The organism is Streptomyces sp. NPDC002795 (assembly GCF_042888725.1).
Taxonomy (GTDB): Bacteria; Actinomycetota; Actinomycetes; order Streptomycetales; family Streptomycetaceae; genus Streptomyces.
In genome coordinates this window covers 214,270-233,212 of the sequence record NZ_JBIAQB010000007.1, presented here as the reverse complement: position 1 = coordinate 233,212, position 18,943 = coordinate 214,270, and the positions used below count along the sequence as shown (strand labels likewise).

The following is an 18,943-nucleotide window of genomic DNA, read 5'->3' as shown; positions in this document are numbered from 1 at the left end:
GGGGGCTAGTGTCCGAGGGCCTGCCACACCGCGATGACCAGCGCTCCGACCGAGGTCAGGGCGGCCACCGTGGGCAACGGCCAGCGGGTGTTCTCGAGAGAGCTGAGCCGGGTGCTGAGGTCGTCCTGATCCTTGACGGTCTGGTCGTCGCGGTGCGTGTGCAGCGCCAGTTGACCGTCGATGCGGGCCAGTTGGACCTCGAAGACCCGTCGTAACTCTGCGAGTTCTTCGGGGACCACGGGATTCTCCGGGTCGGTGGTCACGAGTGCGCTCCTTTCCGTAGGCGTGACATCACTTGATGTACGCACCGGAAGTCAACTCGGCTGGTGGGCGCGGCGGGAGCGTGTGCGGACGGCATATGCGGGTCTGTGGCGCGCACCCCGTGCGAACGCGATGGGCCCGGTGCTCCGAAGAACACCGGGCCCACTCGGGGATTACGCTGCGTGCTCAGGCGTAGGTGTAGAAGCCCGAACCGCTCTTGCGGCCGAGCCGGCCCGCGTCGACCATCCGCTGCAGCAGCGGGGGAGCGGCGTACAGCGGCTCCTTGTACTCGTCGTACATCGAGTCCGCGATGGAGACGATGGTGTCGAGGCCGATCAGGTCGGCGAGCTTGAGCGGGCCCATCGGGTGGGCGCAGCCGAGCTCCATGCCGTTGTCGATGTCCTCGCGGCTCGCGATGCCCGACTCGAACATCCGGACGGAGGAGAGCAGGTACGGCACGAGCAGCGCGTTCACCACGAAGCCCGAGCGGTCCTGGGCGCGGATGGCGTGCTTGCCGAGGATCTTCTCCACCATGACCTGGGCGCGGCTGATCGTGCCCTCGGAGGTGGTGAGCGCCGGGATCAGCTCGACGAGCTTCTGCACCGGTGCCGGGTTGAAGAAGTGGATGCCGACCACGTGGTCCGGGCGGGACGTCGCCACGGCCAGCTTCACCAGCGGGATGGAGGAGGTGTTCGACGCGAGGATCGCGTCGGCCCGGGTCACGACCTGGTCGAGGACCTGGAAGATCTCCGTCTTCACCTGCTCGTTCTCGACGACCGCCTCGATGACGAGGTCACGGTCGGAGAACTCACCGAGGTCCGTGGTGAAGGTGAGACGCTCCTGCGTCTCGGCCAGCTCCTCCTCGGTGATCTTGCCGCGTGAGGCCGCCTTCGAGAGGGAGCTGAGCAGCCGCGTGCGCCCGTACTCCAGGGCCTCGCCGGTGGTCTCGGCCACCATCACGTCGAGTCCCGCACGGGCGCAGACCTCCGCGATTCCGGCGCCCATCTGGCCGCAACCCACCACGCCGACGCGTTGGATGTCACTCAAGGGGTCCGTCACCTCGTGCCTTTCGCTCTTCGTCCGGGGATCATCGATGCCGGGGCACGGTGTCTCGCCGGGGGCTTCCGGACCCGCACGTTACCCCGTAGACATGAGTGGGGTGGAGCCCGGGTTAACGCCTGTTCATGCGGGCCCCACCGTGTCACACGAGGTTGGGGGGAACCTATGGGACGTATCTCACGTATTTCGCGGCGCGGTTTCACTCTCGGGGCGGCCCTCGCACTGACCGCGCTGACGGCGGCGGACGCCGCCGCCTCGGTGCCGGTACGGCGGGAGCTGCGGGGCATGTGGCTGGCCACCGTGGCCAACCGGGACTGGCCCTCGCGGGCGGGCCTGAGCGCCGCCGAGCAGCGCGCCGAACTGATCGCGCACCTGGACACAGCCGTTCGCCGCCGGCTCAACACCGTGATCTTCCAGATCCGGCCGACCGCGGACGCCCTGTGGCCCTCCGCTCACGAGCCGTGGTCCGCCGTCCTCACGGGAACGCAGGGGCAGGACCCCGGCTGGGACCCGCTGGGCACGGCGGTCGCCGAGGCGCACGCGCGCGGCCTGGAGCTGCACGCCTGGTGCAATCCGTACCGGATCGCCAACCACACGGACCCGGGCCGCCTGATCCCCACCCATCCCGCGCGGCTGCACCCCGACTGGGTGGTCACCTACGGCGGCAAGCTCTACTACAACCCCGGACTGCCGGAGGTCCGCCGTTTCGTCACGGACGCGATGCTGGACGCGGTCGAGAAGTACCCCGTCGACGCCGTGCACTTCGACGACTACTTCTACCCGTATCCCGTCGCGGGACAGACCTTCGACGACGACGCGGCCTACGCCACGTACGGCGGTGGCTTCCCCGACCGGGCGGCCTGGCGGCGCGACAACATCGACCGGCTGATCCGGGAGATGGCGGCGCGCATCAAGAAGACCAGGCCGCGTACCCGGTTCGGCATCAGCCCCTTCGGGGTGTGGCGCAACAAGGCGACCGACCGGCTGGGCTCCGACACCACGGCCGGTGTGCAGACGTACGACGACCTGCACGCGGACACCCGTAAGTGGGTGCGCGAGCGGTGGATCGACTACGTGGTGCCGCAGGTGTACTGGAACATCGGGTTCGCGGCGGCCGACTACGCGAAGCTCGTGCCGTGGTGGGCCGAGGTCGCGCGGGGTACGGGCGTGCGCCTCTACGTAGGCGAGGCGCTCTACAAGGCCGGCGATCCGGCGCAGCCCGCCGCCTGGCAGGACCCGGCCGAGCTGTCCCGGCACCTCACGTTCGCGGGCCGCTTCCCGGAGGTGCGCGGGCACGTCTTCTTCTCGGCCAAGGAGGTCGGGCAGGACAGGAACGGCGCGATGGCCCGCGCGGTGGCGGACCACTACAGCTGACGGCGGGGTCAGGTCTTTTTGGTGGCCGGGTGCCGGACGACCGCGTCCGGACCCGGCGACATGATCGCCTCGTGCCCGTCCTCGTACCGCACCCGGAACGGCGGATCGCCGTCCGCGCCGAGCACTTCGACGATCTGCGCCACCCGGTCGTGCTGCCCGACGACCCGGCCGTGCACCAGGAGCTGGTCACCTACGGTTGCGCGCATCAGGAGTGACCTCCTTAGTACGTGCCGTGCTTTGCGCCAAGTGTACGGCGGTGCGCGGAGCTTGGACCCTCCTCAGCCACGCGCGCGTTGGGTGGCCGCGATGCACAGCAGCACCGCCGCCGCGGTGAGCGGCGCCGCGACCGGCAACGCCTCGCCGAGCAGGGCGACCGACCAGACGAGGGTCAACAGCGGCTGTGCGAGCTGGAGTTGGCTCGCCTTCGGGATGCCGATCAGCGCCATGCCCTTGTACCAGACGACCAGGCCGAGGAACTGCGAGCCGACCGCCACCCACAGCAGCCCCGCCACGGCGTGCCCGGTCAGGTGCACCGGCTCGTACGGGAGGGAGATCGCCGCGCCCGCCACGGCGAGCGGCAGGCACAGTACGAGCGCCCACGCGATGACCTGCCAGCCCGGCAGCACGGACGCGAGCCGGCCGCCCTCGGTATAGCCCGCCGCGCAGATCAGCAGCGCCCCGAAGAGGTACAGGTCGGCCCGGGTGAGGGCGCCGCCGCTCTGCTGCACCGTGAACGCGATGACCGCCGCCGCGCCCACGCACGAGGCGATCCAGAACGTGCGCGAGGGCCGGGTCCCGGTGCGTATCGACGAGAAGACGGCCGTGGTCAGCGGCAGCAGGCCGACGACGACGGCGGAGTGCGCGGTCGTCGCCGTCTCCAGCGCGAGCGTGGTGAGCAGCGGGAAGCCGAGCACCACTCCGGCGGCGACGACGGCGAGGCCCGCCCAGTGCCGTCGCTCGGGGACGCGGACCCGCAGGGCCAGCAGACAGGCGCCCGCGACGAGCGCGGCCAGGGCGCAGCGCACGCTGATCAGCGAGTAGGGGCCGAAGCCTTCGAGACCCCAGACGGTGGCGGGGAAGGTGAGCGAGAAGGACGTGACACCGACGGCGGCGAGCAGGGTTCCGGCGAGCCGGCCCGGCCGGTTCCGGGGCTTGGCCCGGGGCGCGAGCGGGGCGGCCGCGGCGGTCGGCCGCTCGGCAACTGCTACCCGATCTCGCTCGATAGCGCTATTCTGTGCTCTCATGCAACAGAGTAGCAGCGTGGGCGAACTGGCGAAACAGCTCCGATCCGAGCTGAACCGCTACTCACCGGGCGAAAAGCTGCCGTCGAGCCGCACCCTCGTCGACCGCTTCAAGGTCAGCCCGGTGACCGTTTCCCGCGCGCTCGCCCAGCTCGCCGCCGAGGGCCTCGTCGTCACCCGGCCCGGGGCCGGCGCCTACCGGGCCGAGGCGCGGGCCACGGCCGGACCCGTCGGCGACACCTCCTGGCAGGAGGTCGCGCTGAGCGCCGACGCCGCGACGGAGGTCGTGCCGCGCGCGGTCGACGCGGCGGGCGTCCTGGTCACCCTCTCGCCGCCGCCACCCGGCGTCATCGAGCTCAACACCGGCTATCTGCACCCGGTGCTGCAACCGGGCGCCGCCATGTCCGCCGCCCTCGCGCGCGCCGGACGACGCCCCGGCGCCTGGGCCAAACCGCCCGTCGACGGACTCCCCGAACTGCGCGAGTGGTTCGCGCGCGGCATCGGCGGGGCGGTCTCCGCGTCGGACGTACTGATCACGTTCGGCGGGCAGTCGGCGCTCACCACCGCGCTGCGCGCACTCGCGCCGCCCGGCGCCCCCGTCCTCGTCGAATCGCCCACGTATCCGGGCATGCTGGCGATCGCGCGGGCGGCGGGACTGCGGCCCGTGCCGGTGCCCGTGGACCGGGACGGTGTGCGCCCCGAACTCCTCGCGCAGGCCTTCAGGGCGACCGGCGCCAGACTCTTCGTGTGCCAGCCGCTGTTCCAGAACCCGACGGGAGCGGTGCTCTCCGGCGACCGCCGCCCCGAAGTGCTGCGGATCGCGCGGGAGGCCGGGGCGTTCGTCGTCGAGGACGACTTCGTGCGCCGGCTCGTCCACGAGGACGCGGGACCGCTGCCCCGGCCCCTCGCGTCCGACGACCCTGACGGCGTCGTCGTGCACGTCTGCTCGCTCACCAAGGCGACGTCGCCGAGCCTGCGCATCGGCTGCCTTGCCGCCCGCGGGCCCGTCCTGGAACGGCTGCGCGCGATCCAGGTCGTCGACCACCTCTTCGTCCCGCGCCCCCTCCAGGAGGCGACGCTCGAACTCGTCGGATCCCCGGCCTGGCCGCGCCATCTGCGCACGCTGGCGGGGAAGTTGAGGTCCCGCCGCGACATCCTGGCGGCCGCTATCACCACGGACCTGCCCGCGCTCGACCTCACGCACATCCCGGCCGGCGGCTACCACCTGTGGCTGCGCCTGCCGGAGGGCAGCGACGAGGCGGCGCTGGTCGCGGGCGCCCTGCGCGCGGGCGTCGCGGTCGCCCCCGGCCGCCCGTACTTCTCGGCCGAGCCCCCGGCGCCGCACATCCGCCTGAGCTTCGTGGGCGTCGCGACGACCGCCGAGATCACCGAGGGCGTCCGGCGCCTGAAGACGGCCTGCGCGGAGCTGCTGCCCGCGAATCCACTCGCCGCACACGCGGCCGACCTGTGAGGATCCCCGTATGACCAGCTCTCTGCCCGACGGCTACGCGATATCCACCGACCTCGCCCGCATCGACACGGACCGCGTCCACGCGTGGCTGTCCGAGGACGCGTACTGGGCGATGGGGCGCCCGCGCGCCCAGCAGGACAAGGCGCTCGCCGGCTCCCTCAACTTCGGCGTGTACGACGCGGCTTCGGGTGAGCAGGTCGCCTACGCGCGCGTGGTCACGGACGCGGCCACGTTCGCCTGGCTCTGCGACGTGTACGTCGACCGCTCGGTCCGCGGCAAGGGCATCGGCAAGGCGATGGTGACGGCGGTCCGCGACCACCTCCAGTCCCTCGGCATCCGCCGCGTACTCCTGGCGACGAAGGACGCGCACGGCGTCTACGAAGGGGTGGGCTTCAAGGCCCTGGAGCACCCGGAGCAGTGGATGGCGCTGTACTTCGACTGACTCGAGCCCCTGCGGCGATTGAGCAGCGGGGTCCGGGGCAGAGCCCCGCGACCTCGCTCCCGGCTACCGCCCCGATACGCCCCGGCGGTAATCCGTGATGAGCCGGAGGTCCTTGGCGGGCCCCTTCACGCGCCACACGGTCCGCCATCGGTCCGCGTCGTACACGGTGAACTCGCCACGGTAGAGATCGTCCGAGCACGGGTGGTCGGCGACGTGGTGACCGGTCCGTAGATCCAGGTCGTGGAAGAAGCGCCCGTCGGAGAAGTGCACGACGGCGGTACCGGGGTCCTCGCCGGGCAGGTAGCGGAGCGTGCGCTCGGCGGGCCGGGCGACCCCGTGCCACTCGAACGTCCCCGACTCGAAGTGCAGCAGGCCGTCCCCCTCGGCCGTGAAGCCGGTCGTCCCGGTGAACGTCCCCGTCACGTCCGCCGCGAGATCCCGCACCGTCCGCTCGACCCGCCAGTGCCCCGCCAGGAACGCCAAGACGTCGGAAACCGGCCAGAGTTCGCCCGTCACGCACACCACTCCCGCTCACCTCTGCGCGAACCGTTGACGCGCGTATCGCTGCTTCCTATGTTGCCGTTCGCAGTTTAGGACGCCGTACGAAATACCGAACGTAAGGGTAGGGAGTGCGCATGACACGTGGACGACGCAGGCACTGGAGATTCGGGCTCGGGGCCGCGGTGGGCTCCCTGCTGGTGGGCACGGCCGTACTGCCGTCATCAGCTGCTGGGGCCGACACGAAGGCCGATGTCACCGACTACTCCGTCACCGTCGACCCGAGCCGCTCGGGCGCGGCCATCGACGACACGATGTACGGCGTCTTCTTCGAGGACATCAACCGGGCCGCCGACGGAGGCCTCTACGCCGAACTCGTACAGAACCGGTCCTTCGAATACTCCACCGCCGACAACAACGGCTACACCCCGCTCACCGCCTGGAAGACGAGCGGCACCGCGGAGGTCGCCGACGACGACGGACGGCTCCATGCACGCAACCGCAACTACCTGTCCCTGAACGCCGGTTCGAGCGCCACCAACTCCGGCTACGGCACCGGCTACACACTCAAGAAGGGCGAGGCGTACGACTTCTCGGTCTGGGCGCGCGGCGCCTCCGAGCTCACCGTGACCCTCGGCGACGCCGACGGCGCCCTCGCCACGCCCCGCAAGCTGCGGACGCGCGGCGGCTGGTCCCAGTACAGGGCGACGTTCACGCCGCGCCAGGACACCACGACGGGTCGCCTCTCCGTCGCCACCACGAAGGACGCCGCGCTCGACATGGTGTCGCTGTTCCCGCGCGACACCTACAAGGGCAGAAAGAACGGTCTACGTAAGGACCTGGCGGATAAGGTCGCGGACCTCCAGCCAGGATTCGTACGCTTCCCCGGTGGCTGCCTGGTGAACACCGGCTCCATGAAGGGGTACGACGAGGCCTCCGGCTACGAGCGCAAGCGTTCGTACCAGTGGAAGGACACGGTCGGCCCGGTCGAGCAGCGCGCCACCAACGCGAACTTCTGGGGCTACAACCAGAGTTACGGACTCGGCTACTACGAGTACTTCCAGTTCGCCGAGGACGTCGGCGCGATGCCGCTGCCCGTCGTCCCGGCCCTCGTCACCGGCTGCGGCGAGAACAAGGCCACCGACGACGACGCCCTTCTGAAGCGGCACATCCAGGACACGCTCGACCTGATCGAGTTCGCCAACGGGCCGACCAGCACCAAGTGGGGCAAGCTCCGCGCCGAGATGGGCCACCCGAAGCCCTTCCGCCTCACGCACCTCGCGGTCGGCAACGAGGAGAACCTGCCGAACGAGTACATGGCGCGCTTCAAGCAGTTCCGCGCCGCCATCGAAGCCAAGAACCCCGGCGTCACGGTCATCTCCAACTCCGGCCCCGACGACAGCGGTTCGACCTTCGACACGGCCTGGAAGCTCAACAAGGACGCGAAGGTCGACATGGTCGACGAGCACTACTACAACAGCCCGCAGTGGTTCCTCCAGAACAACGAGCGCTACGACTCCTACGACCGGCAGGGCCCCAAGGTCTTCCTCGGCGAGTACGCCTCGCTCGGCAACCAGTGGTCCAACGCCATGTCCGAGGCCGCCTACATGACGGGCCTCGAACGCAACGCGGACCTCGTGAAGCTGGCCTCCTACGCCCCGCTGTTCGCCCGCACCGACACCGTGCAGTGGAAGCCCGACATGATCTGGTTCAACGACCAGAAGTCCTGGGGTTCGGCCGACTACGAGGTGCAGAAGCTCTTCATGCGCAACGTCGGCGACCGGGTGGTCCCGTCCAGTGCCACCGCGACTCCGTCGACCCTGGAGCCGATCACCGGCGCCGTCGGCCTGTCGACATGGGCCACCAGCGCCGCGTACGACGACGTCAAGGTCACCGGCGCCGACGGGAAGGCGCTCCTGAGCGACGACTTCAGCGGCGACGCCGCGCAGTGGACCGGCACGAGCAGCGGGAGCTGGAACGTCCAGGACGGGCAGTACGTGCAGTCCGACGCCGCCGCCGAGAACACCCTGGTCACGGCGGGCGACCCGAGCTGGCAGAACTACGACCTGCACGTGAAGGCCACCAAGAAGTCCGGCAAGGAGGGCTTCCTCGTCGCCTTCGGCGTCAAGGACACCGGGAACCACTACTGGTGGAACCTCGGCGGCTGGAACAACACGCAGTCCGCCGTGGAACAGACCGTGAACGGCGGCAAGTCGACGCTCCTGTCCAAGGCCGGATCGATCGAGACCGGCCGCGCCTACGACATCGACATCAAGGTCCGCGGCCGCCAGGTGACGCTGTACCTCGACGGCCAGGAGTGGGGCTCCTTCAAGGACGACAAGCCGGCCGAGCCGTTCCGCCAGGTCGTCACCAAGGACCAGAGGACCGGTGACCTGATCGTCAAGGTCGTCAACGCGCAGGACACCGCGGCGCGTACGAAGGTCGACCTCGGCGGCGCCGACGTCGCGGACTCGGCGGCGGTGACGACGCTGACCGCGGCGCCCGACGCCGAGAACACGGCGACCGACCGGCCCGTGAAGCCGGTGACGTCGAGATTCGACGGCGTCGCCGACAGGTTCACGTACACGTTCCCTGGGAACTCGGTGACGTTCCTGAGGGTCAAGAAGGGCTGAGCCCTCCCGATCCTGAGGTGAACGGGCGCGCGCGGTGCCCCGGCGCCAAGGACAGGGCGGCCGGGGACCCCGTCACCGCGCGCGTCACGTGCTCAGCCGTTCACGAACTTCATGCTGCCCGCGTCGTAGCGGTCACCGGCCACCTCGCCCGCCGGGGCCGCCGCGTCGATCGCGGCCAGGTCGTCCGCCGAGAGCTCCAGAGTGGCCGCCTTGACGTTCTCCTCCAGGTACTTCTGGCGGCGCGTGCCGGGGATCGGCACCACGTCGTCGCCCTGGTGCTGCACCCAGGCGAGTGCCAACTGGCCCGCCGTGACGCCCTTCTGGGCCGCCAGCTCCTCCAGGCGGGCGACGATCCCGAGGTTGCGCTCCAGGTTCCCGTCCGTGAAGCGCGGCTGGGAGCGGCGCAGATCGCCCTCCTTGAACTGCTCCGTCGACTTGTAGGAGCCGGTGAGGAAGCCGCGCCCCAGCGGCGAGAACGGTACGAGCCCGATGCCCAGCTCCCGGCACACCGGCAGGATCTCCGCCTCCAGGTCGCGCGTCCACAGCGAGAACTCGCTCTGCAACGCCGCGACGGGATGCGTCGCGTACGCCCTGCGCAGCGTGTCCGCGCCCGCCTCCGAGAGGCCGAGATGGCGCACCTTGCCCTCCTTCACCAGCTCCGCCATGGCGCCCACGGTCTCCTCGATGGGCACGTCCCGGTCGACGCGGTGCAGGTAGTACAGGTCGATGTGGTCGACGCCGAGCCGGCGCAGCGAGGCCTCGCAGGCCTGGCGCACGTAGGCCGCGTCGCCGCGGATCTCGACGGGTTCGCCGAGCTTGTTGGCGAAGCCGAACTTCGTGGCGATGATGGCCTGTTCGCGGCGGCCCGGAGCGGCGAGGGCGCGGCCGATCAGCTGCTCGTTGTGCCCGCTTCCGTAGAAGTCCGAGGTGTCGAGCAGGGTGACACCGAGGTCCAGGGCGCGGTGGATCGTGCCGATCGACTGCTCGTCGTCGGACGGGCCGAAGCCGTGGCTCATGCCCATGCAGCCGAGGCCCTGCGCGGAGACGGTGAGCGCGCCCAGGCGGCGATCGGGAAGGTTCGACATGGGGGTGCGGCCTCCTGTGGTGGGTCCGGTGCGGTGTGTGTTCGACCGTATGGCCTGGAGCGCACTCCAGGGCAAGCGATGCGCCCCCCGGGTACGCTGCCCGCGCGCCGGGTGGGTCGGCGGGTGACGAGGAGGAGCGGGCATGAGGGCAGCGCGGAACCGGTGCGGAGCGACGGCGGTGTGTGCCGCCTTCGTGGCCTCCTTGCTCGCCGTCGCGGGGTGCGCGGCGCCCGGCGGGCAGGCGAAAGCGCCGGACCCGTCCAAGGCTCAAAAGGCGGAACTGTCCTGGAAGTTCGAGCACATCGCGGACTTCAACGGTGAGCTGACCGACGTCGCGGTCCTCGCCGAGGACGACATCTGGGCGGTCGGCGCCGAGAACGACGGCAGCTACTCGTCCCTGCTCCTTCACTACGACGGCGAGCGGTGGAGCCGCGAGCCGTTTCCCGAAGCGCTCGGTACCGGTGAGAGCTATCCGCCGATCCTCGAACAGGTCGGCGACAAGGCGTTGTGGATGCGGTCGAGCCCGCGCAAGGAAGGCGTGCCACAGGAAGACGCGGCGGCGGCCAAGTGGGCCCAGTGGGACGGCACCCGCTGGTCCCCGGTGCCGAACCCGCCGCCCGGACCGGCGGGCGACCTCGACGCCGCGTCCCCCGACGACATCTGGACGCTCACCGGCGAGCAGACCGCCGCCCACTGGGACGGCACGCGCTGGACCACGACGCGGCTCCCGTACAAGGTGGCCGATCTGGCCGTCGCGGGCCCTGGCGACGTCTGGGCGGTCGGTAACCGCTCCACCGGGCCGGGCACCAAGACGGTGCACGGCGAGACGTACCCCCAGCCCGCCTCCGCGCACTGGGACGGCACGTCCTGGAAGCCGGTGGACACGCCGCAGGCCCGCTTCGAGGAGCCGATCCCGCCCGAGCCCGTCGCGGGTCTTGGCCGGGTCGTCGCACTCGAAGGCGGGGAGGTGCGCGCGTACGGCGGCAACTCCTTCAACCACGGCGAGGGCGAGCCCGAACCGGAGGACCAGCACATCCGGCTGCGCTGGGACGGCGCGAAGTGGGCCCACCAGGCCCCGGCCCCCGGACAGTGCGAGCAGCGGACTCCGGTCGGCCAGGAAAAGGGCGGCATCTTCCTCGACGGCAACTGGTACCTGACCGACGACGACCGCTGCGTGAAGATCACACGCCAGCGGCTGCCCCTGTCGACCGGTGCCCGCAAGGCCTCGAACCAGATGCTGTGGCTGAAGGAGATCCACCGGATCCCGGGCACCGACGAGTGGATCGGCGCCGGAAAGGTGGATGTCATGCAGAGCGGCGACCCCTTCGGCGCGCCCGTCGTCGTACGCCTGGAACGCGGCTGAGCCGCGGGCGCCGCCCCCTCTGGCCGCCTGCGTCGGTCACACCACTCGTTGCATAAACGTGCACCGCGACGTATAGTCATGCCATCTAGGAGGAGGGTTCCATGGCGGTACGCGCAGCAGTGGCGGGAGCGAGTGGATACGCGGGCGGCGAAGTGCTGCGCCTGCTGCTCGCCCACCCCGAGGTGGAGATCGGCGCCCTGACGGGCAACTCGAACGCGGGGCAGCGCCTGGGCGCGCTCCAGCCCCACCTCTTCCCGCTCGCCGACCGAGTCCTCCAGGAGACCACGACGGAGGTGCTCGCGGGGCACGACGTCGTCTTCCTGGCGCTGCCGCACGGGCAGTCCGCCGCCGTCGCCGAGCGGCTCGGCCCGGACGTGCTCGTCGTCGACATGGGCGCCGACTTCCGGCTGAAGGACGCCGCCGACTGGGAGACGTTCTACGGCTCCGCGCACGCCGGCACCTGGCCCTACGGCCTGCCCGAACTGCCGGGTGGCCGCGCCGCGCTGGAGGGGTCCAAGCGCATCGCGGTGCCCGGTTGCTACCCGACGGCCGTCTCGCTCGCCCTCGTCCCCGCGTACGCCGCGGGGCTCGTGGAGAGCGAGGCCGTGATCGTCGCCTCCTCCGGCACCTCCGGCGCGGGCAAGGCGGCCAAGCCGCACCTGCTCGGCAGCGAGGTCATGGGGAACATGTCGCCGTACGGGGTGGGCGGCGGTCACCGGCACACCCCCGAGATGATCCAGAACTTCAGCGCCGCGGCGGGGGAGCGGGTCTCCGTCTCCTTCACGCCGACGCTCGCGCCGATGCCCCGCGGCATCCTCGCCACGTGCAGCGCCAAGGCGAAGCCCGGCGTCACCGCCGACTCCGTACGGGCCGCGTACGAGAAGGCGTACGGCGACGAGCCGTTCGTCAACCTGCTGCCCGAGGGCCAGTGGCCGCAGACGGCCGCCGTGTACGGGTCGAACGCGGCGCAGATCCAGGTCGCGTACGACGAGGCGGCGGGACGCGTCATCGTCATCAGCGCGATCGACAACCTGACCAAGGGCACCGCCGGTGGTGCCGTCCAATCCATGAACATCGCCCTCGGTCTCGACGAGACCACGGGGCTCTCGACGATCGGAGTCGCGCCGTGAGTGTGACGGCAGCCAAGGGATTCCAGGCCGCGGGCATCACCGCCGGAATCAAGGACAGCGGGAACCCGGACCTGGCCCTCGTGGTCAACCGCGGCCCCCGCCTGGCGGCCGCGGGCGTCTTCACCTCCAACCGCGTCAAGGCGGCCCCGGTCCTCTGGTCCGAGCAGGTCCTCAAGGGCGGCCTCGTCTCCGCCGTCGTCCTCAACTCCGGTGGCGCCAACGCCTGCACCGGCCCCAAGGGCTTCCAGGACACGCACGCGACGGCCGAGAAGGTCGCCGAGGTGCTTGAGCTGAACGCGGGTGAGGTCGCCGTCGCGTCGACGGGCCTCATCGGCGAGCTGCTGCCGATGGACAAGGTGCTGCCGGGCGTGGACAAGGCCGCCGCCCAGCTCTCCGAGCACGGCGGCGAGAAGGCCGCCATCGCCATCAAGACCACCGACAGCGTGCACAAGACCGCGGTGTACGAGGGCGACGGCTGGACCGTCGGCGGCATGGCGAAGGGCGCCGGCATGCTGGCCCCCGGCCTCGCCACCATGCTGGTCGTCCTCACCACGGACGCCGCGCTCGACAGCGAAGTCCTGGACAAGGCGCTGCGCGACGCCACCCGCGTCACCTTCGACCGGGTCGACTCCGACGGCTGCATGTCGACGAACGACACGGTGCTGCTGCTCGCCTCCGGCGCCGCCGAAGTCACCCCTCAGTACGAGGAGTTCGCCAAGGCCGTCCGCCTGGTCTGCGACGACCTCGGGCGGCAGCTCATCGGTGACGCCGAGGGCGCCAGCAAGGACATCAAGGTCGAGGTGATCAACGCCGCGAGCGAGGACGAGGCCGTCGAGGTGGGCCGGTCCATCGCCCGGAACAACCTCCTCAAGTGCGCCATCCACGGCGAGGACCCCAACTGGGGCCGCGTCCTCTCCGCCATCGGCACCACGAAGGCGACCTTCGAGCCGGACGAGCTGAACGTCGCGATCAACGGCGTGTGGGTCTGCAAGAACGGCGGCGTCGGCGAGGACCGGGACAAGGTCGACATGCGCTACCGGGAGGTCACCGTCACCGCAGACCTCGCCGCGGGCACCGAGACCGCGACGATCTGGACCAACGACCTGACCGCCGACTACGTCCACGAGAACAGCGCGTACTCCTCATGAGCGAGACGAAAGAGACCGGCCAGCCCGCTGCGCGCAAGCACACCGCGCTCCCCAAGGCCCAGATCCTCATCGAGGCGCTGCCCTGGCTGACCCGGCACAACGGGAAGACGGTCGTCATCAAGTTCGGCGGCAACGCCATGATCGACGAGGACCTGAAGGCCGCGTTCGCGCAGGACGTCGTCTTCCTGCACCACGCGGGGCTCAAGCCCGTCGTGGTGCACGGCGGCGGCCCGCAGATCAGCAAGGCGCTCGACCGGCACGGCATCGTCAGCGAGTTCAAGGCGGGCCTTCGGGTCACCACCGAGGACGCCATGGACGTCGTACGGATGGTGCTCGCCGGGCAGGTGCAGCGCGAGCTGGTCGGCCTGCTCAACCAGCACGGGCCGCTCGCCGTCGGCATCACCGGCGAGGACGCGCACACCATCACCGCCACCAAGCACCAGCCCCGCATCGAGGGCGAGCTGGTCGACATCGGCCGGGTCGGCGAGATCACCGAGATCGACACCGGGGCCATCGAGGCCCTGCTCGCCGACGGCCGGATCCCGGTCGTCTCCTCGATCGCCCGTTCCCAGGACGACTCGCATGTCTACAACGTCAATGCTGATACGGCGGCTGCGGCACTCGCTGCTGCGCTGGACGCCGAGACGCTGATGGTGCTGACCGACGTCGAGGGCCTCTACGAGGACTGGCCCCACTCCGACGAGGTCATCAGCCGGCTCACCGCCACCGAACTCGAGAAGCTGCTCCCGGAGCTGGCGAGCGGCATGGTCCCGAAGATGGAGGGCTGCCTGCACGCCGTGCGCAACGGCGTGCACACCGCCCGCGTCATCGACGGGCGTGTCCAGCACTCGATCCTGCTGGAGATCTTCACCGACGAAGGCATCGGCACGATGGTCATGGCCGACAAAGAGGGCGACAAAGAGGGGGAGGACAACTCGTGACTGCTAACCAGGAGTTGACGGCGCGCTGGCAGGGCGCCCTGATGAACAACTACGGCACGCCGCGGCTGCCCCTCGTCAAGGGCGCGGGCGCCAAGCTGTGGGACGCCGACGGCAAGGAGTACCTGGACTTCGTCGGCGGCATCGCGGTCAACGCGCTCGGTCACGCCCACCCGGCGGTCGTCGAGGCCGTCTCCACGCAGATCGCCTCCCTCGGCCACGTCTCGAACCTCTTCGTCGCCGAACCGCCCGTCGCGCTCGCCGAGCGGCTGCTCCAGCTCTTCGGCCGGGACGGCGCGGTCTTCTTCTGCAACTCGGGCGCCGAGGCCAACGAGGGCGCGTTCAAGATCGGCCGGCTCACGGGCCGGACGCACATGGTCGCCACGGCCGGCGGCTTCCACGGCCGCACCATGGGCTCCCTCGCACTGACGGGCCAGCCCGGAAAGCAGGACGGCTTCACGCCGATGCCCGGCGACGTCACGCACGTCCCGTACGGGGATGTGGACGCGCTCAGGGCGGCGGTCACCGAGGAGACGGCCTTCGTCATCATCGAGCCGATCCAGGGGGAGAACGGCGTCGTGGTGCCGCCCGCCGGCTACCTCAAGGCGGCCCGCGAGATCACCCGCGCCACCGGCACCCTGCTCGTGCTCGACGAGGTGCAGACCGGCGTCGGCAGGACCGGGCACTGGTTCGCGTACCAGGCGGAGGAGGGCATCGAGCCCGACGTCGTCACGCTCGCCAAGGGCCTCGGCGGCGGCCTCCCGCTGGGCGCGACGATCGCCTTCGGCGAGACGGCGAAGCTCCTCAAGCCCGGCCAGCACGGCACGACGTTCGGCGGCAACCCGGTCGCCTGCGCGGCGGGCCTCGCGGTCCTCGACACCATCGCGGGCGAAGGACTCCTGGAGAACACCAAGGCCGTAGGCGAGCGCCTGAAGGCCGGCGTCGAAGGCCTCGGCCACTCGCTGGTCAGCCATGTCAGGGGCGAGGGGCTGCTGCTGGGTATCGTGCTCACCGGGCCGCGCGCACCGCAGGTGCAGCAGGCGGCCCAGGACGCGGGCTTCCTGGTGAACGCGCCCGCACCCGACGTCGTCCGGCTGATGCCGCCGCTGAACCTGAGCGACGCCGAGGCGGACGCGTTCCTCGCGGCGCTGCCCGCCGTACTGGACACGGCCGCCGAGGACGAAGGACGAGCCTGAGGAATGGGACGACGATGAGCAGCAAAGCGGAGAGAGACGTTTCCGCGGCCACGAACCTGGCCCACGCGGCCGCGGCCGTGCCGCAGACCCGCGCCGCGCGGCACCGCCGGATAGTGGACATCCTCAACCGTCAACCGGTGCGCTCCCAGAGCCAGTTGGCGAAACTACTGTCCGACGACGGGCTCACGGTCACGCAGGCGACGCTCTCCCGCGACCTGGACGAGCTGGGCGCGGTCAAGATCCGCAACACCGGTGGTGAGCTGATCTACGCCGTGCCCAGCGAGGGCGGCTTCCGCACCCCGCAGGCCCCGCTCGGCGAATCGGCCAAGGAGGAGCGGATGCGCCGCCTGGCCGGCGAACTGCTCATCTCGGCGGAGGCCTCGGCGAACCTGGTGGTGCTGCGTACGCCTCCGGGCGCGGCCCAGTTCCTCGCCTCGGCGATCGACCAGGCCGAACTGCACGTCATCCTCGGCACGATCGCGGGCGACGACACGGTGATGCTGATCAGCCGCGACCCGGTGGGCGGCCAGTCCCTGGCGGACCACATGCTCCGCCTGGCACAGAACGAGCACTAGTTTCAGCCCCTGCGGCGTTTGATCAGCGGGGTCCGGGGCGGAGCCCCGAGCCTTCGGGATGGGGTGGGCCGGGGGAGAGGATCCCTCAGCCCAGCCCCACCGCCCGCGCCCCGTCGGCCCCGAGAAACGCCACCAGCTCACCCACCGTAGGTGCCGTCGCCGGTCCCCGCCGGGTAACGGCAAGCGCAGCCGCCGCATTGGCCCCACGCGCCGCGTCCACCGCCGGGACGCCCCGCCCCAGCAACGCCAAGAACGCCCCCACATGCGCATCCCCGGCCCCGTTGCTGTCCACGGCGTCCACGGGGAACCCGGGCACGTGCACCACGTCCCCCGCGCCCGGCGCGGCCAGCCAGCAGCCGTCCTTGTCGGCCCGCACCAGCACCCCGGCCCCGTCGCGCAGCCGACCGCGCAGGGCGGCGGCCGCCTCCCGGGGGCCGTCCACGCCGGTCATCAGGGACGCCTCGCGCGCATTGCAGCTCAGCCAGTCCGTGCGGGCAAGGACCGGGTCCAGGACCTCGGCCGGAATGTCGGCGACCAGCGGCGCCGGGTCGAAACAGACCCGCACGTCGTCGGGGAGGCCTGCCACCATCTTCGCGAGCAGCGGCCCGTTGACCTCCATGACCAGGCCGTACCCGGACACCTGCACGAGGTCGCCTCCGCGCACGGAAGCGCCGATCGTCGCCGCCTCGTCCGGCGTCATCCGGGCGTCGACGCCGAAGCTCGTCACGAACGTCCGCTCGCCGCCGCCGTCGACCATCGCCACACAGAACCCCGTGTCGCCGTCGCCGCGCACCGGAAGCAGTGCCCCGATGCCCTCCGCGGCGAGCGACGAGCGCACCAACTCCCCGTAGGGGCCAGTGCCGTGGACCCCCGCGAAGACGGCCTCGGCGCCCAGCCGACGGGCGGCCGTAAGCGTGTTGAAGCCGCCGCCCGCGTACAGCGCGGTGCGGGTGCCGATGACGTCGCCGCCGCGCTCGGGCAGCGTAGGAACGTCGATGACGAGGTCGGCGATGACGTTCCCGGCGAGAACGACACGGGAGTCGGCGGTCATCGCGTGGCCTCCTCAAGAGCGGTGGGGTCGGTGTCGGGGGAGTCGAGGGTCACCCTCGTACGGCGCCCGAGCAGCGCGTACAGCGCACCGCCCACGACGATCGCGACGAGCCAGCCGAGCCCGTTGGCGCCGAGCCAGGAACCGGCCAGCGGGCCCTTGAACCACACGTCGTCCGCGCTGGTCGAGGCCGTGGTGAACAGCAGCCCGGCCACGATCGCCACCACCCAGGCGACGACGGCGGGCAGATGGAAACCGCCGGTGTACCAGTAGCGGCTGGTGCGGCCGGTGTCCATCACGCCCTCGGGGTCGTACTGGCGGCCCCGGACCATGTCGACGACGATGACCCCGATCCATGCCGAGATCGGCACGGCGAGCAGCGTCAGGAACGTACTGAACGGGCCGTAGAAGTCGCCCGCGATCAGCATGAAGTAGACGCCGCCGAGGAACATCAGGGCGACATCCACACAGACCGCCCAGGCCCGCGGCACCCGCAGGCCGAGCGTGATCATCGTGAGCCCGGCCGAGTACGTGGACAGGTGGTTGGACATCAGCAGTCCGCCGAACGCCGCGATCAGATACGGCACGGCCATCCACGACGGCAGCATCGCGTTGATCGCCGAGACCGGGTCGGTGGAGGTCGCGAGCGACGAGTCGCCCGCCGTGAGCAGGGAGCCGAGCGAGATCATCAGCACCAGCGGGATGCCCGCGCCGAACGCGGAGGCCTGCACGAGCCGCCCGCCCGGGATGGACCGCGGCAGGTAACGGGCATAGTCCGCACCGGCGTTGGCCCAGCCGATGCCGGTGCCCGCGGCGATGAAGCAGATGCCCGCGACGACACCACTGAGCGGTCCTGCCGGGGCGTCGAGGACCTTCGTCCAGTCGACGGTCGCGATGAGGAAGCCCATCACGACGAGGTTCAGGATCCCGAAGGCGACGGTCGCCCACTTGTTGATCCACATGATCGTGGCGTGCCCGAGCCCGCTGATCAGGAGCGTGCAGGCGATGAAGACCAGCAGACAGATCAGGGTCAGGACGGTGCCCTGGCCGAACCCGAAGAGCGTGTTGAGCAGAGCGAGCAGCGCGTACGCCGCCGTGGTCGTGGTGATCGTCTCCCAGCCGATCCGGCTGAGCCAGCTGATCAGCGTGGGCCCGTGGTTGCCGCGCTGCCCGAACACCGCGCGTGACAGCGTCAGCGCGGGCGCGCCGCCCTTCTTGCCGGCCAGGCTGAGCGCGCCGACGAGCGCGAAGGAGCCCACCGAGCCGACGACCGCGACGATCACGGCCTGCCAGATGTTCAGGCCGCGGAAGGCGACGAGCGTCGCGCCGAGCGGCAGCCCGAGGATCGAGATGTTGGCGGCGAACCACGTCCAGAACATCTGGCTCGCGTGGCCGTGCCGCTCGCTGTCGGGGACCGGTTCGATCCCTCGGGTCTCCACGGTGCCGACGCGGTCGTTCTTCGTTGAATCGGCCATGGCGGA

At 70.8% G+C, this 18,943-nt stretch carries 18 protein-coding genes; 10 read left to right on the top strand and 8 right to left on the bottom strand.

Annotated elements, in window-relative coordinates; all coding sequences use genetic code 11:
• Positions 1-5 precede the first annotated feature (5 nt).
• Together ACFYWS_RS22480 and ACFYWS_RS22475 are read right to left on the bottom strand one after the other, a co-directional pair.
• Positions 6-263 (bottom strand): hypothetical protein, encoded by a 258-nt coding sequence (locus ACFYWS_RS22480; RefSeq protein ID WP_389279340.1) that lies wholly within the window; start codon positions 261-263, stop codon positions 6-8.
• Positions 264-447: 184 nt separating this feature from the next.
• Positions 448-1,308: a 3-hydroxybutyryl-CoA dehydrogenase gene (locus ACFYWS_RS22475; protein WP_389279338.1), complete on the bottom strand. Its 861-nt coding sequence runs from the start codon at positions 1,306-1,308 to the stop codon at positions 448-450.
• Between the two features lie 186 nt (positions 1,309-1,494).
• On the opposite strand from ACFYWS_RS22475, the gene ACFYWS_RS22470 reads away from it, so the two are divergent.
• Positions 1,495-2,694, top strand: coding sequence for a glycoside hydrolase family 10 protein (locus ACFYWS_RS22470; protein ID WP_389279813.1), 1,200 nt, complete (start codon positions 1,495-1,497; stop codon positions 2,692-2,694).
• A gap of 8 nt (positions 2,695-2,702) precedes the next feature.
• Here the strand turns inward: ACFYWS_RS22470 and ACFYWS_RS22465 are convergent, their stop codons facing one another.
• Positions 2,703-2,900, bottom strand: a complete 198-nt coding sequence (locus ACFYWS_RS22465; RefSeq protein ID WP_389279336.1) for a DUF1918 domain-containing protein — start codon at positions 2,898-2,900, stop codon at positions 2,703-2,705.
• A gap of 72 nt (positions 2,901-2,972) precedes the next feature.
• Positions 2,973-3,938, bottom strand: coding sequence for a DMT family transporter (locus tag ACFYWS_RS22460; RefSeq protein WP_389279334.1), 966 nt, complete (start codon positions 3,936-3,938; stop codon positions 2,973-2,975).
• Here ACFYWS_RS22460 and ACFYWS_RS22455 point away from each other — a divergent pair.
• Both ACFYWS_RS22455 and ACFYWS_RS22450 read left to right on the top strand, forming a co-directional pair.
• Complete coding sequence (locus tag ACFYWS_RS22455; protein ID WP_389279332.1) at positions 3,937-5,406, top strand: PLP-dependent aminotransferase family protein; 1,470 nt, start codon at positions 3,937-3,939, stop codon at positions 5,404-5,406. The two genes, ACFYWS_RS22460 and ACFYWS_RS22455, sit on opposite strands and share 2 nt — an antisense overlap.
• Positions 5,407-5,416: 10 nt before the next feature.
• Positions 5,417-5,848: a GNAT family N-acetyltransferase gene (locus ACFYWS_RS22450; protein ID WP_389279330.1), complete on the top strand. Its 432-nt coding sequence runs from the start codon at positions 5,417-5,419 to the stop codon at positions 5,846-5,848.
• A 63-nt stretch (positions 5,849-5,911) separates the two neighbouring features.
• Here the strand turns inward: ACFYWS_RS22450 and ACFYWS_RS22445 are convergent, their stop codons facing one another.
• Positions 5,912-6,364: a DUF6314 family protein gene (locus ACFYWS_RS22445; RefSeq protein WP_389279328.1), complete on the bottom strand. Its 453-nt coding sequence runs from the start codon at positions 6,362-6,364 to the stop codon at positions 5,912-5,914.
• A 119-nt stretch (positions 6,365-6,483) separates the two neighbouring features.
• Between ACFYWS_RS22445 and ACFYWS_RS22440 the strand changes: the two genes are divergently transcribed.
• On the top strand, positions 6,484-8,979 hold the full coding sequence (locus ACFYWS_RS22440) for an alpha-L-arabinofuranosidase C-terminal domain-containing protein (protein ID WP_389279326.1): 2,496 nt from the start codon (positions 6,484-6,486) through the stop codon (positions 8,977-8,979).
• A 92-nt stretch (positions 8,980-9,071) separates the two neighbouring features.
• On the opposite strand, the gene ACFYWS_RS22435 is transcribed toward ACFYWS_RS22440, so the two are convergent.
• Positions 9,072-10,064, bottom strand: a complete 993-nt coding sequence (locus ACFYWS_RS22435) for an aldo/keto reductase (protein WP_389279324.1) — start codon at positions 10,062-10,064, stop codon at positions 9,072-9,074.
• 142 nt (positions 10,065-10,206) lie between these two features.
• On the opposite strand from ACFYWS_RS22435, the gene ACFYWS_RS22430 reads away from it, so the two are divergent.
• The 6 genes from ACFYWS_RS22430 to ACFYWS_RS22405 all read left to right on the top strand — a co-directional run bounded on the left by ACFYWS_RS22430 (position 10,207) and on the right by ACFYWS_RS22405 (position 16,414).
• A complete protein-coding gene (locus ACFYWS_RS22430) occupies positions 10,207-11,427 on the top strand; it encodes a hypothetical protein (protein ID WP_389279322.1) in 1,221 nt (406 codons plus the stop codon).
• A gap of 101 nt (positions 11,428-11,528) precedes the next feature.
• Positions 11,529-12,557, top strand: coding sequence for an N-acetyl-gamma-glutamyl-phosphate reductase (gene argC, locus ACFYWS_RS22425; RefSeq protein WP_389279320.1), 1,029 nt, complete (start codon positions 11,529-11,531; stop codon positions 12,555-12,557).
• Positions 12,554-13,705, top strand: a complete 1,152-nt coding sequence (gene argJ / locus ACFYWS_RS22420; RefSeq protein ID WP_389279318.1) for a bifunctional glutamate N-acetyltransferase/amino-acid acetyltransferase ArgJ — start codon at positions 12,554-12,556, stop codon at positions 13,703-13,705. Before argC ends, argJ begins: the two co-directional genes overlap by 4 nt.
• A complete protein-coding gene (gene argB / locus ACFYWS_RS22415; RefSeq protein ID WP_389279316.1) occupies positions 13,702-14,646 on the top strand; it encodes an acetylglutamate kinase in 945 nt (314 codons plus the stop codon). The genes argJ and argB overlap by 4 nt, the downstream gene beginning before the upstream one ends.
• Positions 14,643-15,839: an acetylornithine transaminase gene (locus ACFYWS_RS22410; RefSeq protein ID WP_389279314.1), complete on the top strand. Its 1,197-nt coding sequence runs from the start codon at positions 14,643-14,645 to the stop codon at positions 15,837-15,839. Before argB ends, ACFYWS_RS22410 begins: the two co-directional genes overlap by 4 nt.
• 14 nt (positions 15,840-15,853) lie before the next feature.
• The gene (locus tag ACFYWS_RS22405; protein WP_389279312.1) at positions 15,854-16,414 is read left to right on the top strand and encodes an arginine repressor; all 561 of its coding nucleotides are present in this window, start codon (positions 15,854-15,856) and stop codon (positions 16,412-16,414) included.
• Positions 16,415-16,499: 85 nt separating this feature from the next.
• Here ACFYWS_RS22405 and ACFYWS_RS22400 read toward each other — a convergent pair whose 3' ends face one another.
• Together ACFYWS_RS22400 and ACFYWS_RS22395 are read right to left on the bottom strand one after the other, a co-directional pair.
• The gene (locus ACFYWS_RS22400; protein ID WP_389279310.1) at positions 16,500-17,465 is read right to left on the bottom strand and encodes a PfkB family carbohydrate kinase; all 966 of its coding nucleotides are present in this window, start codon (positions 17,463-17,465) and stop codon (positions 16,500-16,502) included.
• Positions 17,462-18,937: a purine-cytosine permease family protein gene (locus ACFYWS_RS22395; RefSeq protein WP_389279308.1), complete on the bottom strand. Its 1,476-nt coding sequence runs from the start codon at positions 18,935-18,937 to the stop codon at positions 17,462-17,464. The genes ACFYWS_RS22400 and ACFYWS_RS22395 overlap by 4 nt, the downstream gene beginning before the upstream one ends.
• Positions 18,938-18,943 lie beyond the last annotated feature (6 nt).